A 15,577-nucleotide genomic window follows, 5' to 3' on the forward strand; every position below is an offset into this window, starting at 1 on the left:
ATTTATAAAATTTAGAATTATGCTGTTATGTAAATATAGAAATGCATATAACGCTAAAACCTAAAGGAGCATAAAATGAAGAAAAATATTCCATTACTTATTGTATTTGTTTTTATACTCAGCGCCTGTTCACTTTTCAAGAGTAACCCATTACATAAATCTGAAGCCCTAATGTTTGAGGCTAGTTCTACGCTATGGAATCAAGTTAATGAAGAAGATGACTTTTTAAAATCTAAAAAATATAAACTAGCTTATAAGGGTGATTTTTCATATCATGAAGAATACAATATTTCAGGAATAAAAAACAAAAAAGAAGTAAAGATTTCTGAGAAGGATCTTGAGAAAATTTATGACATTTTACAAAATAAAGTTAAGGATGATAAGAAAATCATAGGAGCTGACGGGACTGGTTGCGATATAACTTTCTATGATGAAAATGCTGAAGAACTTTATAAATTCGATGGCAATATTTACGACACACATAAAGAAGAAATAGTAAGGCTTCTAGACTCATATATTGATGAGCTCTAGAAGCTTGTTTTTATAAAAAACATATCCACTGTTGTATGTACCACAAAATCTGGTCTATCCATCTGCTTATATCCCATTTTCTTATATAAAGATATTGCGGCTTTTAAATTGGAATGGGATTCGAGATACATTTTAGAATAGCCTTGTTCCTTTGCTTTTTCTTCAATATATTGAACAAGCTTAACTCCTAGTCCTTGTCCTTTTGCTTCATCTGATAGATATAACTTCTGCATTTCTACACAGTTATCTATGTTTTCAAAGGCTTCCATTCCTACTCCTCCAAGCAAATTTTCATTGTCATCTAAAATCACATAATACACTCGGTTTGTATTTAATTGATTATAGTATTCGCTTAAATTATCAAGATTAGAATCAAAATATGCCGTACCAGCTATGTCGAGATGGTGTTCTTCTAAATTTTTTCTTATTATTTTGGCTAACGTCTGATTATCTTTTGGACTTGTTTTTCTAATTATCATGTTGCCTCGCAAATATTTGAGTTTTAATTTAATACATGTAATAAATTCATGTCTTTATTATATTAATATATTGAGTGATTTCTATATATCCTTAATAGGCAAGGACCAAAAATTTATTTTGTAAGTTCAAAACTTTTTTCTATAAGCTTCATAACATCATCATCAGATATGCTTTCATCAAGAATCACTGTAATCCAATGTTTTTTATTCATATGATAGGCTTCAAATATTCCATTCCTACTTCGAAGTGATTTCCCATCTTTTGGATCTATTTTAAGATTAATCGCGTCAAGTAAATCATTATTTTCATCTTTTGTAAGCTTACCCTTTTCGATATTCATTATTAAAGCAAACCACTTTTGATTATGAAGATGTCTAAATATTCCACTCTTATCGTTAGCTTTGTCCTTCCATGGAAACTCAGGATCTACGCCATATTTTTTTTTAATTTCTTTTACAATCCTATTTGCTTGTTCTGATGAAAACAATATATCTTCGATACATTTGTCTGCGATATCACTCAGTAGATTGGAAAATTCATCTCTCACCGAATTGACAAATGCATTATTCACACTATCATTGTATGCTTGGACATATTCTTCATCGTTCATTTTATCTATTATCTTCGCATCAATTTCGCCGGAATGGTTAATTTCGATATAAACCGTGAAATCACCATTCAATATTTCTGTTTGATAATGATATGTCTCTTTGTCAATTGTAAATCCATATTCTATTAAACGATTTGAAATTATTCTTTTTCTTTGGAAAACTTCTTGGATTATTTGCATGTTTTTACTCTTATTTTTAATACTTCCTTATTTTTGGTTTAATATAGTTCTTTATGAAATCTCCCTGATACCTGTACTGGCACCGCAAAATACAGCTATGTTCATTAATCAAATCTTCCTTATATTTTATTGATGTGATGTTGTTATATCTCTTCTAATGACAAATATCAGTTTGATTTATCCAATCTTTTAGTAAACTCGTCAAAGTCAGAATCTATCTTCTGTGTCTTATTAAAAATATCATACTCTTTTGAAGCTTTATCTTTTGCTGTCTTAGATGATATTTTTCCCTTTTCATTATCTGGAAGAACATCATATTTTCTAAATTCTAAAAACTCATTAACACTAGAAACAAACTCTTCCATAGTAAATGTATTTTCTCTTTCTAATAAGTCTTCAATATAGTCAAAATATCCTGAAATATTTCTTTCTAAAGCTTTGATTTCTTTTTCGGAAAGCTAGTTTTTAGCAATTTGAGTGTCAGATTTTAAGATTCTGCCATCTGGAGCGGATTTCCATGTTTTTAATCCCATATTCTCTTTAGTATGATCTGCAGATGAGATAATAATCTCTGCAGCAGTTTTTCCGGTTATAGCATAATGAAACTTATTTTGAACCATTGCATAGAAGTGTCTTGTGATTTGAGATTTTTTATCATAATCTATTGCAACTTCAGCAAATATATCAGTAATTTGCTGCCATATTCTTCTTTCACTTGCCCTAATAGATCTTACACGCTCTATTAACTCTTTAAAATAATCTTTACCAAATGGCTTTCCATTCTTTAGCATTTCATCGTTTAGAACAAAACCCTTTATAATATACTCTCTTAAGTTTGTAGTTGCCCACTGTCTAAATTTTGTTGCTTTTTTTGAATTGACTCTGTAACCTACTGCTATAATGGCGTCTAGGTTGTAGAATTTCGTATTGTACTTTTTCCCGTCAGTAGCAGTTACCGAGGATTCCTCGACAACTGAATTCATTTCTAATTCACCATCTTTAAAAATATTTTTTAAATGTAATGAAATATTATCTGTGCTACAATCAAACAATTCCGCCATTGATTTTTGTGTTAACCAAAAAGTTTCTTCACTATACTTAACATCCACTGAAATATTTCTATCATCTTCTTGATATAAAATAATCTTATCTTTTTCCATGCTTTTCTCCTTAATATTTATTGGAACTGTCAAGAATATTATAGCATAAAAGAACATATGTTTGTGTAAAGGTTTTTAGATTTTATAATTGTATATTTCAGTTTATTTTTGTCGAATGAACCGTCAAATAGATTTTCCAGATTCCTTCAAATTGTTTAAAATTAGAACTATATAAGTGTTTTCCTCAAAACATCTTCTTTACTTGTATCAGAATTAATGAACGAATTATAAAAACTTTCTGCATTACTGTTGTTTGCTCTTATTAGGAAATATTGATTTACATTGTTTTCGATACATATTTTTTCAAATTCTTTGAAAAGTTTCTGAGCTATGCCTTTATGCCTATAGTCAGACAACACATATAACCAATTAACGTAAGCCGTCTTATATAAGTCTTGTATACATATGTAAAAGTGATACTCTATCCTGCCAATAACCTTACCATCTTCAAAAACTAATATAGATTTGCTAATATCATTAGAATCACTTGATATTGCACTTATGATTGCTTCTTTACTTACAAAGTCTGTCGTCATCATATCAGGTTCTAAAGATATAGTTAATTCTAAATAATCTAAATACTCAGTAACATTTTCTTGTGTTAGTTTTTTATTTCCATTTTCAGTATCCTTCTTCTAATTAAATATCCTAATTATCTAATGTTAGTAAATCACAAGTTGCTTTGTGAAATCTAGACTTATCAAAGTATTTTCTATAATAAATTTCCTGTTATTCGAATCATTTGATTTTGTAAAAATATATCTATAATATTCCTCAGATGGTTCACTATCTTTATAATTAGAAATTATTTTTTCTAATTCTTCTATTATTTTATTTATTGTTTTTACTATGTCTTTATCCTCTGCTGATTCTATATTAATTTTGAACACTTCTTCTTTGAAAAAGCAAAATAATTCTTCTAAATCATGAGTTATCTTTGGATATTGATTAGTTAAGCAAGTTATTAAAGCTTTAAGTTCTAACTCCAGATAGTGCCTAAAGTTAAAATAATAGGGTAGTATTAAATGCTCTATATATTTATCTTTAGCACCTGAGTTAAAATATTGTTCTATCTTCTCACCAATAATATGAAAGGAATGTCTATAGCTATTTGCTACGAAGAAAAATATTGAAGTATCATTAGTGTAATCCTCTTTTACATTATTATTTGCATCTTGTATAGAACCATCAAAATCTATCCCAACTTTTTTTGCTATCTCTATCTATATAATGGCAGGTTTTACCTGTTCCTACTCTGGCCTTATTACTCAGCTGTTTGTCTTTTTTCATATAATTTTATCCTTCAAACTGATCTTCACTTTAAATAATTTTTATTTTCTAGGTTCTAAAATAATCATATATTTGGTCTCTATATTCTAATAATATACAAGAGAATTTATTTTTCTTTCCCCTAGGCCAACCTCATACCGTCAAACTCCTCAGCTTGCTCAATAATCAAATCTATTAGTACATTTCTGAAGTCTTTTGGGTACTTGTATTTACTTAAGAGCCTCTTAACAGTTCTTCTCATGTTCGCTCTTCCCGACTCTCTTTTATCCCAGTCAGATGTCATTTCGTTTCCTATTGTTTTAGTTAATTCTTGTGTTAGTTTTATTAGTTCCTCATTTGTATAAAAATCGGTAATGTTTTCCGGCTTGCTGATAGCATGATAGAAGGCTAATTCTTCTCTACTTAAGCCAAGGGCTTTATTTTCCTCTTCAAGTTTAAGCATATCATCTGCTAATTTAACAAGTGCTTGTCTAACTAAATCAAGGCCATAAGATTCTTTTTTATCTGCGACAAGACCTATAAAGTGGTCTAAGCTCTCTGCATTATCTACCATACTATCTCTATATTTTTGCATTATTGATTTCAAACGTTCTGAAAACTCTTTGCCTTTTATTAAATCTTTTCTAGAAAATATTTTTATTTCATCTTTCAAAAGCTTATTTAGAAGTTCAATGCTAAGATTTCTTTGTTCCATTTGTTGTATCTTCTCTATAAATAATGCATCGAATATACTAAATCCTTTATCAAAATCTTGGAATAGATTTATAACTCCTTCACTATGAATAGATTGGCTCAGAAGCTCTGATATTTGCTTATTTATATCTGATTTATTTAATTTACCAGGGGAAACTATTCTGTTTAAGCTTGTCCTAATGGCTTCAAAGTATGCAGCTTCTCTTTGTTCCTCTTCTGTGGATATTGATGAACATAAACTATGCGCTTGCTTTATCGCATAGGATTCTTTCCTGAAAGCATTTTGTTTATTTTCTGAAAATGTCAGTATATAATCTAGTCCGTTTGTAATAAGATCGGCTATTTCAGAACTAGTAGCTCTGGATGAAAATATATGTGAATAGTTAAAGTTATAGAAAAACGTGTTTCTACATACTTCTAGTTTCTCTTGGAATAGAGGGTAAGCTGAGTCTCTAATATCTGCATTATCAATTGTTTCTTGATCAGCTTTTGTATAGTCACTCATAGCCTCTTTTAAGGCTCCTGCTATTCCAATATAGTCAACAACTAAGCCGCCTTCTTTGTCTTTGAATACACGATTAACCCTTGCTATTGCTTGCATTAAATTGTGACCCTTCATAGGTTTGTAAACGTACATAGTTGCTAAACTTGGAACATCAAATCCTGTTAGCCACATATCAACGACAATAGCAATCTTAAAAGGATCTTTGTCATCTTTAAATCGCTTAGCTAATTCTTCCTTATCAGATTTAGCACCAATTATTGGTTTCCATTCAACTGGATCATTGTTATTTGCTGTAACTACAACATTTACTTTTTCTTTCCATTCAGGTCTTATGTTAAGCATCTTTTTATAGATATTAATAGCTATGTTTCTATTAAACGCTACAATCATAGCCTTACCAGTTAACAGATTTTCTCTGGTTTCTTCATAATGCTTGATAATATCATTAACAAGGGTATCAATAGCTTGATCAGACCCTATTATTTGCTCTAATCGGCTTAACTCTTTTTTGCTTGACTCAATATAGAGCTCGTTAGCCTGCTCTGACAACTCCTCATATTTTTTATCAATTTGTTTAAGTATGTCTTCATTTAATCCTAAATTTATTACTCTATTTTCATAGTAGACAGGTTTAGTAGCTCCATCTTCGACCGCCTGAGTCATATCATAAACATCTATATAGTCTCCAAATACCTCTTGAGTATCTTTATCATTAGCACTTATTGGTGTACCTGTAAATCCTATGTAAGTAGCATTTGGTAAAGATTTTCTAACAAGTCTAGCCATACCTGACTGTACTTGTCCATCTCTAGTCATTTTTTCTTTAAGACCATATTGTGATCTGTGTGCTTCATCTGCCATAACTATTACATCGCTTCTATGAGTTAAAGCCTCTTCAGATTCAGCAAATTTTTGCATAGTTGAAAAGAAAATCCCATTTGATGTTCTATTATCTAGAAGTTCAGTCAAATGCGATCTAGATCTAGCTTGAATAGGCGTTTGCCTTAAGAATCTACTTGCACGTGAAAATTGACCATATAACTGATCATCTAAGTCATTTCTATCTGTTAATATAACGAATGTTGGTTGGCCTAGTTCTTTAATTAAATATTGAGCATAAAACACCATAGACAAGGACTTTCCTGAACCTTGAGTATGCCAGAATACCCCACCTCTTCCATCACCATTTCTAATAGCTTCTTCTGTTGATTTTACAGCTTTTTTAACAGCAAAGTATTGATGATATTGTGCTAGTATCTTAAAAGTTGCATCATCTTTATGTTCAAAGAAAATGAAATTATTAATAATATCTAGGAATCTACCTTTATCTAAAACTCCTTCTAATATCGTCTTATAATCTCCGTGCGTTTTTGAAATATATGAACCATCTATAGATTTCCATTCTTTATACCAAGCTTCGTTAGCCGTAATTGTGCCAACTTTTGTGGTAGTAAAGTCAGAAATAAGATTAAATGCATTGTATACGAAAAGTTCTTCTATATCGTATTGATAGTTCTTTATTTGTCTAAAGGCATTTCCAATGTCTGCATTAGATGAAGTCATTGACTTTAACTCTATAACAACTAATGGTAAGCCGTTGATATATATGATCACATCTGGTCTTTTTGTATCCTTACCTTTAATAGTTAATTGGTTAGTAACTACGAAGCTATTATTCTCAATATTATCAAAATCCAAAATCCTGACAATTTGAGTTCTTTGTTCGTCGTCCTCATAATATGATATTTCTAATCCATTTTGAAGATACTCAAAGAAGGCTTCGTTTCTGTCAACAAGAAGCCCTGCATCTATATTTTTAATTTTATGAATAGCTTGTTCAAGTATTTCGTCTGAGACATTGGGATTAATTCTATAAATTGAATCTATTAAAATCTCAGAAGCTATTACAGATTTCATACTATCCCTAACAATTTCTTGATGAGGAATATATCTATAGCCTAGTTTCTCTATAAATCCTATAAATACTTTCTCAAAGCCATCTTCAATATATATTTCAGTCATTGTTATCTTCCTCAATATCTATTTTTATATTGCTAACATCAATCTCTCCGGACATAAGTTTAGGAAGAAGAGTGTCGCGGGTTTCGGCGAGTTTTTGGTTTTGTTTATAGAGAACCTTTTGTAATTCTATAAAAGGAGAAATTGTTTTATTAAATAATTCAATTCCATATAAATTAGGACGTACAACTGTAAAATTATCAATTGCATTTTTAGGTAAATGTAGCACAGTAGTACCAGTTGCAACGCCTTCAGCATAATCCTTAAACATTGGTGATTTTAAGTAATAATATAAAAACAACCTTTCTAATTCACTATTTGGAACTAACTTTACTAAATCCATTGAAAATATTTCGTTGTCAAATTTCTCGTTCATACTATAAAGCAATACTCTACCTATCACTTCAGCTGCTTGGGTTAAATCCGTACAAGCAACTAGAATATCATTTTCTAAAAGAAAATGTCTATACTTTATTCTATCATTTAATGATATTGGTTTTATAACATCATTAGGCATATCACCATTCCTATTGAAATTTTTTAATGTCACCATATTATATTTGGAAACATCTGCTAAATCACTACTTTTATAACTATATCCGTTTATTCTTTTGGAAATTTCTCCTATAGTAGTTACTTCCCATCCTTTTGGTATCATTCCTAATTCACTTTCAACAAATTCTCCATCTTGGAATGGTTCAAAGTCTACAAACCAAGATTTGAATATAGCTTGAGCTTGAGATTCTAGGTTGGCGATGATTTTGTTGTTGACTTCGATTTTTTGGTCTAAATACGATAAAATATTTACTATTTTGTTTTGTATTTGAATGTTTGGAACCATTAATTCCATATTGGAAAAATCAGTTTTATTAACTATAGGAACTGCTGTAGATGTTTTGCTAATAAAATTTAATTTTTTTCCTATTAATAACATTGAGTAATAAATAAAAAGTGGATTATAATTTTTATTTGGTATTATACTATTTATTTGTTGATTGGTAACAGTTTTCTTTGTTGTCATAGTAACTTTTCCTAGTTGTGACCCAATACAACTAACACAAATAGAACCTGCCGGAATAACCTGTTTTTTTACACTATCTTCACCTATTATAGATAAGCTCCTTTCAGTTTTTGTAACATATCTCGAATCCATGTCATCTGAAGGAGTGAGGAAGGGTATTTCTCCACCATAATTTTGTTTTTCTTTTGTTCTAGGAGTTTTACCCGTTATAATTGTTCCTAAATCTGAAACCTTTACTGTATTCCAACTATAATCCATAACCAATATCCCCTAGTTGTTCTATTATTTGATTCTCTAATTTTCTAGATTCTGCAAATAATTGACCTAATTCATCAGTTAATCTTTCCATTTTCTCTTCAAATGGTTCACCATCTTCTTCTACTTCTTCAAGCCCCACATATCTTCCTGGTGTAAGAACAAAGTTATTTTCCTCTATCTCATTTAAATCAGCAACATGTGAATAACCAAGTTCTTCTATATCATTACCTTCTGTAAATGACTTATAAGTATCAGCAATTTTAAGTATATCTTCTTCAGTTAAATCTCTATGAGCTCTATCAACCATATGTCCCATATTTCTACAATCCAAGAAAAGCACTTTATCCTTTTGTTTCTTGTTTTTATTGAATATCCATAAAGATACAGATATTCCTGTAGAATAAAACAATCTATCTGGCATAGCTATAATGCACTCAACTAAATCATCTCTAATAATATTTTCTCTGATTGTACCTTCACTTCCTGTAGATGTGGATAAGGCACCATTCGCTAAAACCAAGCCCATTTTCCCTTTTGGCGCTAGATGATATAGCATATGTTGCATCCAAGCGTAGTTTGCGTTACCAGCTGGAGGAAGTCCGTATTTCCATCTGGCATCTTCGACTAATTTATCGCCGCCCCAATCCTTTAGATTGAAAGGAGGATTGGCTAGAATATAGTCAGCTCTCATAGTAGAGTGTTGATCGTTGAAAAATGTATCGGCAGCACCTGGTCCTAAGTCACCTTCTAAGCCATGAATTGCAAGGTTCATTTGTGCTAATTTCCATGTGTTAGAATTTGATTCTTGACCATATATAGAAAGGTCATTTATACGACCTTGATGTTTTTCTACAAAATTTGCAGACTGCACAAACATACCACCAGCTCCACAACAAGGGTCGTATACACGCCCTTCATAGGGTTGTAAGATTTCAACTAAAGTCTTTACTATGCTTGATGGCGTATAGAATTCTCCGGCGTTTTTGCCTTCTAAGGACGCAAACTTTGAAATAGCATACTCGTAAGTACGACCTAAAATATCTTTGGAGTTACCATGTTCTTTTAATTTTAAATTATTAAATAGGTCGACAACTTCACCAAGTCTTCTTTTGTCTAATTCAGGTCTTGCATAATTTTTTGGAAGAATACCTCTTAATCTATCGTTTTCCGTTTCTATTGATACCATGGCTTGATCAATAACTTGCCCGATCTCTGGGGACATAGCTTTTGAAGCGATAAAGTCCCATCTAGCTTCCTTTGGAACAAAGAATATGTTCTCTGCAGTATATTCGTCAATATCTTCTTCAAAGCCATCTCCTTCTTCAAGAAGACTATTATATTTTTCTTCAAAACTATCTGATATATATTTAAGGAATATTAATCCTAATACTACGTTCTTGTATTCTGCTGCATCCATGTTACCTCTAAGTTTATCTGCTGCAGCGAATATTTCTTTTTCAAAACCTAGGTTGGCGCTGTTTATTTTTTCTGACATATGTTCCTCCGTTGTCTTTACTTTATTACTTATATTGTAAAATAGACTACGTGTTCTACAATATAAAAAATAACTTACATTATTTCTATTTCTAACGAATTTCTCTTCCATTCGGTACTGTTCAGTTTATATTCAAAAACTTCATATTTCTTTCCAAATTTTCTGTATCTGTCCCATTATTTTTTATTTTTTCATACAAATCTCTTATTCCTGTCTGTATATATCCCGAAATCATTTCTTTAGTATTTCTTTTCATTTGATTAGTTATAATTAACAATATTCTATTTATCATATCTGAATTATCTTTTGTTATTTCAATGATATAGAATAAATAATTCAGAGTGTCTTGATCAACTCTAAAAGAGTCATCTAGACGTATAAATATTTCATTTAAAGAATCAATTCTATCAGGAAACTCTAATAAAAGTTTTAATATTAAATTTTTTTCAGGATCAGTAAGTAGTACCGGAAGGCTTCTAGTACGGTTACTTATGAATTGTAGTATCCATTTATCAAAAATTTCATTTCTTACCGTTTTATCTAGCGATTCAATGTATCTAGATAATTCAAAATAAAAAATTTTTATTACTTCATCTAAAGTTTCTTTAGTAAAAATATTTGAAACATAATCATTTATAGGGTCAGTAGAAATATTCACCATAAGAGAGATATATCTCTTTAATATTTCTTTTCTTAAATCTTTGTCACAAAAAGTTGTAATGTTTTTAATAGCATTATGAAATTTTGGTTCCATAATTATAGCGAATTCTGGATACAAATATGATTGATAAATAAATCCGTTCCAAGCTATATTTAAAAGTTTTTTATCATCTGAATTGTAATTAACTAAAATATTATCCTCACACCAACTCCTATCCAAGCTATAAAAAAATGAAGCATTCCCAAGTATTACAACAAGTGCATCGTTATAAGTTTCTTCATTTATCATTTTCTCTAAAAAAGATTTAAATCTATTTTCTAAAATTCTTTTATCTTTATTTTTAGTTGAAATATCAATTAAATGTATCATCGACAGTGCTATATTTCCTTTTGAAGAATTTAGTGCTTTATTGAAGTAATCTATTGTATCATTTTCAAAACTTGTTGAATGTGGCCATAATAATTTAATTTTTTCAAACAAATAGTCTGCTAAATTATCACTTACATTATCTCGACTCTTTAAATTTGAATAAATTACAGAGCTAAATTCAAGAGAATTTATTCTAATTAATGGTTGAATAAAAATCTTTTCAAAAACCTCTATTAATTCATTTTCTGAGATATCTGATTTCTTCAAAGAGTTGATAACACTTTTCCATAGGTCATTTTCAAACTCACCCTTTATAATTAATAAATCGACTAATCTATCTCTAAATTCTGTTTTCGCTACACATATATCTTCTAAAGTATTTATTAATGTATATCTTTCAGCAGTATTAAATCCATCTCCAGAATAATAAAGTAATTCACAAAATAATTCTTCTAAATTATCAATAATTTCGCTCTCAGAATATGGTAGTGGCCCATCTCCCCAGCTTGTAGTAATCGGTCCTATTGATTTTTGTGGGTTCTCACGGGGTTTAAAATAACTATATTTATTTAATACCTCATTTTTATATTTTTCTATGTCTTTGTTATTCTGATCAAACCTATCTAACCAAACCAATAAATTATATTTCTGATAAAAATACGATTCATCAGTAAAGTTCTCATTTAACTTTTCTTCTTTCATTAAATTGTTCAAAAAAATTTTTTTATCATTATCTGTTAATTTTGGGAAAATATCCATATATAACATAAATAATTCTTCCTTAAATTCAATATCTAATATTTTTATGTTCTCATCACTTAAAACATTTAGCTTTTCATTGTTTGACATATCAGATATTTGACGTAGTACAAATAATGAAGATCTGACTAAAATTGATATTTTTGAAGAAATATATTTTTTAAACCAATAATTCTTTTGATCGTCTTCCATCCCTAAAAGTAATTTTGCAAGAATAAACATAAAGATATCATGTTCATTTATATATTCTTTTTCATCCTTATAGAAAGACGAGAAAATAAAATTATCAGCAGATATACCTATTTCCACAAATCTTTCTAGGCTATGTATTCGATTTGAAATATCATTAAGAATATTTATATAATACTTATTATCAAATAAGCTGTATTGTTCCCATAAAGTATTTATTTCGTAATTATCATAATTAAACTTTATTTTCAATCTGTCTTGAGAAATATATGAATCTTTTTTAAAATCGAACTCTAAACTAGTAGAAATAATTTTACTAGCTAGAAAATCAAGCTTCGGAGTATGTTCATAGCAAATTCTTAGTAAGTCCTTTAAATGTATAAAGTGTATATCTTTAAAATCTATCAAGTTCATCAGAATCTTTATCTTATCAAATTCATCTTTAAAATCGCAGATACAGCTGGCAATTTCATTCTGCAAGATTTTATTTAATACAAAATTTTTTTCATAACAAAATTTAATAAATAATTCTAACTCTTCTTTTATTATATTCTTAGATAGCCATTCGATTTTTTTATAGCTGAAATCATCTAATTCGTTTTTCATAAAGACATCATCAAAATATCCCATATCAAAAAGATACTCTGCCCAATCCTTATCTTTTATCAAACTAAAAAATTTATTGGTATAATGAATATTATTAAAAATTTCTTTAACTTCATAGTTAAATTCATCATTCAGTTTATTAGGTATTTCTCCAGCAATATCTATTATTCTTAAATTCCATTTATAGTCATCTCTTATTACCAAACTTGATAATCTAGCCAAAGAATTATATAGCTGATCATAATCGTCTTTTTTATATATAATTGGAGTCAAACCTAATGATTTATTTTCTTCTACTTGTTCCTCGTTTGAAAAAATATATCTTTTTTCTCCTGATAAATCTGGTAGTGCTCTAGTAAAATATTTCATTACAATATCATTGTAACTATAACCTACAAAAAGAACTACATACTCTGACTCAAAAAGAGCTCTTAAAAACGATGTGACATTACCATAGTACATATATGATTTACCAAAATCGGAGTCTGTTAATACTATATTTGATGAATCGTTGACCTCTCCATGCAGGTGGATAATTCCTTTAAATTCATTTCCGTATGGTAGGGCTGGATATGAGTAAACCTTTGTTTCTCGTCCTTTTTGCTCTAAAGCTTTTTCGAACATTAAATCATAATTTGTAGTTACAATACGTATCTTTCCTTCATTAAATAAGCCAATTAATATATCATGATATTTATTAGGCTGTAAGTTTGATTCATTAAGAGTATTGCATACTTTTTGATGAACATCATGTCCCAAATTCTTGACCCTGCCTAAATATTGTTCGTCAGGTTCATTTTCCCTTTTTGATTCAGTTGTAAGTTGAGAAATTTGTTTTGAAAGAGCTTTAAAACTAGGAAGGTTTGTCGGCTTTCCCATTGACACACCAGCACCAGCAAAAATTACAAGTTTATTATTTATAATGGCTTCTACTAATCTGTTAGGATACTCTATTTCATTTATTATCATACGTTCACCATCCCAAAATATTTTAAAGTCTCCTATATAACTTTTTCTTTCTAAGGAGATCATTGTGATAGAATTTGTTTCTTCTTGTTGATTTTTTCCTTATTAGTCCATGTTTCTGCTTGTTTTACACTATATAAAAGTATAGTAACTTTCATGTCTAATTCTTCATTATATAATCAATACAACGCCTTCAATTAATTACTAAAGTTATGCTATTGTTTATAATATTATACCAAGTATTTTCAAATATTTAGCATTAAGATTTATTTTAGCAAAAAACTATAATATTCTTATACCTTAGTTTTCTCTAATAATCCTAAACTAATCTTTGATATTTGTTTTGTGTCCCCTCTTTCTCATCAATCCAGTTTGGAACAACTTCTACTAACTCAAAACCACATTTTTTATAAAAAGATATCCCTATCATATTGTCGGTAGTTACATACACTTCTTGACGATTAATTCCATGGTTTTCTTTTTGATATTTTGTCAAAAATTCAAGTAATACACTTCCTATTCCTTGACCTTTATAATCGGGGTCTACATAAAAAATATATATAAATCCAGTTTGAGATTCAATTGTTCCACCAATGCAATCAAGAATATGTTGTCCATCATGTGCAACTATATACCCATGCCAATCACTAGATGATCCTCTACATTCTTTAACTATACAATCTGTCGTAAAAAATTCATCTATTACTTTATCGAATAAAGATTAGTATAAGTAATTCTCCAAGCTTTTGAACAGATATCAGAAATAGCTTTTGCATCTTCTATTGTTGCAAATCTAACTTTTAGTTCTTTTATTGAAAATTCCATATTTCCACCTCTAAAATCATCATTAACTTTACTTGCCTTATGTGAACACTTTTTTATTTGTAACTATAGCAAAAATCTGTTCTAATCAATTAGTTCTAAAGTATTAATAAATAACTATTTAAATTTTTCATCTAGAATCTGTTTAATATTTTTTTTTACTTCTCTCAAACTTATTATTTTATTATTATTTTTGTATTCTTCAATTTTCTCTTTTAAGTTCATTATCATTTTTCTATCTTTTTCGTTTTGATTTTTTGCAAATCTGTCTAATATATCTATTAATGATGTTAAAAATATTTTTGATGCTTCCAACTCATATTCTTTATATATAATTTTATCTTCTAATTCTTTATATTTATTTTTATCTTCTAATTCTTTATTATAATTTCCTCGAGTATCATTGCCGTTTTCTTCGAGTAATATTTCTTTAATTTTCTTTTTATCATATGTTAATATCATTCTTATTTGATTAGAACCATCACTTTTATAAAATTTACTATTCAATGCGCTAATTGTTCTAAATAGTTCTTCTATTTCGTTTACATCTAATCTATCAATATCTTCAAATACTAAAATCATATTATTTTCAATTACAATACTAACAATCAAATCCAAGAAATAATCTATAAAATTATTTGTATTTTTGAACATTTTAATAATGTGAGGTACTAAATAGATTGAAACTATTAAAGCTAATACTAATATCATTATTTTATAAATGCCTTCATTTAACTCAGTATTATAAATGACAATCTTAAAAATCTCTCTAACAAAATTATAAACTATATCATTAATATTATTAGCAATATTTATTTTATATAGTTCATGCAAAGTTTTAAGTATTCCTACATATATCACAAACAAATATACTAACACATTTAGATTTTTAAATATAGAAGCAATTCTTACAAACAATCCCTCCTTATATAATGTATTTAGGTTGTTAAAGGTAACCTATAA

Annotated in this window: 12 protein-coding genes and 1 pseudogene; 1 reads left to right on the plus strand and 12 read right to left on the minus strand. The window is 28.8% G+C overall.

Translation table 11 applies throughout. The annotated features are described in order from the left end of the window. Nucleotides 1-75: 75 nt before the first annotated feature. On the plus strand, nt 76-531 hold the full coding sequence (locus HMPREF9709_RS08985; protein WP_005399306.1) for a hypothetical protein: 456 nt from the start codon (nt 76-78) through the stop codon (nt 529-531). Here HMPREF9709_RS08985 and HMPREF9709_RS08990 read toward each other — a convergent pair. The 12 genes and pseudogenes from HMPREF9709_RS08990 to HMPREF9709_RS09040 all read right to left on the minus strand — a co-directional run bounded on the left by HMPREF9709_RS08990 (nt 528) and on the right by HMPREF9709_RS09040 (nt 15,532). Next, nucleotides 528-1,010: a GNAT family N-acetyltransferase gene (locus HMPREF9709_RS08990; RefSeq protein WP_005399307.1), complete on the minus strand. Its 483-nt coding sequence runs from the start codon at nt 1,008-1,010 to the stop codon at nt 528-530. The two genes, HMPREF9709_RS08985 and HMPREF9709_RS08990, sit on opposite strands and share 4 nt — an antisense overlap. A 113-nt stretch (nt 1,011-1,123) precedes the next feature. Further along, nucleotides 1,124-1,801, minus strand: a complete 678-nt coding sequence (locus HMPREF9709_RS08995; protein WP_005399308.1) for an MmcQ/YjbR family DNA-binding protein — start codon at nt 1,799-1,801, stop codon at nt 1,124-1,126. A 167-nt stretch (nt 1,802-1,968) separates the two neighbouring features. After that, a pseudogene (locus HMPREF9709_RS10270) lies at nt 1,969-3,018 on the minus strand (virulence RhuM family protein). A gap of 110 nt (nt 3,019-3,128) precedes the next feature. Beyond that, nucleotides 3,129-3,500 carry a GNAT family N-acetyltransferase gene (locus HMPREF9709_RS09005; protein ID WP_005399311.1) on the minus strand — a complete coding sequence of 124 codons (372 nt, stop codon included), beginning with the start codon at nt 3,498-3,500 and terminating at the stop codon, nt 3,129-3,131. 123 nt (nt 3,501-3,623) lie between these two features. Further along, a complete protein-coding gene (locus HMPREF9709_RS09010) occupies nt 3,624-3,851 on the minus strand; it encodes a hypothetical protein (protein ID WP_040464284.1) in 228 nt (75 codons plus the stop codon). A gap of 521 nt (nt 3,852-4,372) precedes the next feature. Further along, nucleotides 4,373-7,471: a type I restriction endonuclease subunit R gene (locus HMPREF9709_RS09015; protein ID WP_005399312.1), complete on the minus strand. Its 3,099-nt coding sequence runs from the start codon at nt 7,469-7,471 to the stop codon at nt 4,373-4,375. Beyond that, nucleotides 7,464-8,747 (minus strand): restriction endonuclease subunit S, encoded by a 1,284-nt coding sequence (locus tag HMPREF9709_RS09875; protein WP_005399313.1) that lies wholly within the window; start codon nt 8,745-8,747, stop codon nt 7,464-7,466. The genes HMPREF9709_RS09015 and HMPREF9709_RS09875 overlap by 8 nt, the downstream gene beginning before the upstream one ends. Further along, entirely contained in the window at nt 8,737-10,242 is a 1,506-nt protein-coding gene (locus tag HMPREF9709_RS09030; RefSeq protein ID WP_005399314.1) for a type I restriction-modification system subunit M, read from the minus strand. Before HMPREF9709_RS09030 ends, HMPREF9709_RS09875 begins: the two co-directional genes overlap by 11 nt. A 121-nt stretch (nt 10,243-10,363) precedes the next feature. Continuing rightward, a complete protein-coding gene (locus tag HMPREF9709_RS09035; RefSeq protein WP_040464322.1) occupies nt 10,364-13,795 on the minus strand; it encodes an SIR2 family protein in 3,432 nt (1,143 codons plus the stop codon). A 316-nt stretch (nt 13,796-14,111) separates the two neighbouring features. Continuing rightward, the gene (locus HMPREF9709_RS09880; protein ID WP_083831411.1) at nt 14,112-14,495 is read right to left on the minus strand and encodes a GNAT family N-acetyltransferase; all 384 of its coding nucleotides are present in this window, start codon (nt 14,493-14,495) and stop codon (nt 14,112-14,114) included. Beyond that, entirely contained in the window at nt 14,495-14,617 is a 123-nt protein-coding gene (locus tag HMPREF9709_RS10335) for a hypothetical protein (RefSeq protein ID WP_005399316.1), read from the minus strand. The genes HMPREF9709_RS09880 and HMPREF9709_RS10335 overlap by 1 nt, the downstream gene beginning before the upstream one ends. Nucleotides 14,618-14,731: 114 nt before the next feature. Continuing rightward, nucleotides 14,732-15,532, minus strand: a complete 801-nt coding sequence (locus HMPREF9709_RS09040; protein WP_005399317.1) for a hypothetical protein — start codon at nt 15,530-15,532, stop codon at nt 14,732-14,734. Nucleotides 15,533-15,577 lie beyond the last annotated feature (45 nt).

The sequence above is a fragment of the Helcococcus kunzii ATCC 51366 genome (genome assembly GCF_000245755.1).
Lineage (GTDB): Bacteria > Bacillota > Clostridia > Tissierellales > Peptoniphilaceae > Helcococcus > Helcococcus kunzii.

Excerpts from the sequence above, each read along its gene's own strand:
- HMPREF9709_RS08985 (WP_005399306.1), top strand. The coding sequence starts at position 76 with ATGAAGAAAAATATTCCATTACTTATTGTATTTGTTTTTATACTCAGC.
- HMPREF9709_RS08990 (WP_005399307.1), bottom strand. The coding sequence starts at position 1,010 with ATGATAATTAGAAAAACAAGTCCAAAAGATAATCAGACGTTAGCCAAA.
- HMPREF9709_RS08995 (WP_005399308.1), bottom strand. The coding sequence starts at position 1,801 with ATGCAAATAATCCAAGAAGTTTTCCAAAGAAAAAGAATAATTTCAAAT.
- HMPREF9709_RS09005 (WP_005399311.1), bottom strand. The coding sequence starts at position 3,500 with ATGATGACGACAGACTTTGTAAGTAAAGAAGCAATCATAAGTGCAATA.
- HMPREF9709_RS09015 (WP_005399312.1), bottom strand. The coding sequence starts at position 7,471 with ATGACTGAAATATATATTGAAGATGGCTTTGAGAAAGTATTTATAGGA.
- HMPREF9709_RS09875 (WP_005399313.1), bottom strand. The coding sequence starts at position 8,747 with ATGGATTATAGTTGGAATACAGTAAAGGTTTCAGATTTAGGAACAATT.
- HMPREF9709_RS09030 (WP_005399314.1), bottom strand. The coding sequence starts at position 10,242 with ATGTCAGAAAAAATAAACAGCGCCAACCTAGGTTTTGAAAAAGAAATA.
- HMPREF9709_RS09035 (WP_040464322.1), bottom strand. The coding sequence starts at position 13,795 with ATGATAATAAATGAAATAGAGTATCCTAACAGATTAGTAGAAGCCATT.
- HMPREF9709_RS10335 (WP_005399316.1), bottom strand. The coding sequence starts at position 14,617 with ATGGAATTTTCAATAAAAGAACTAAAAGTTAGATTTGCAACAATAGAA.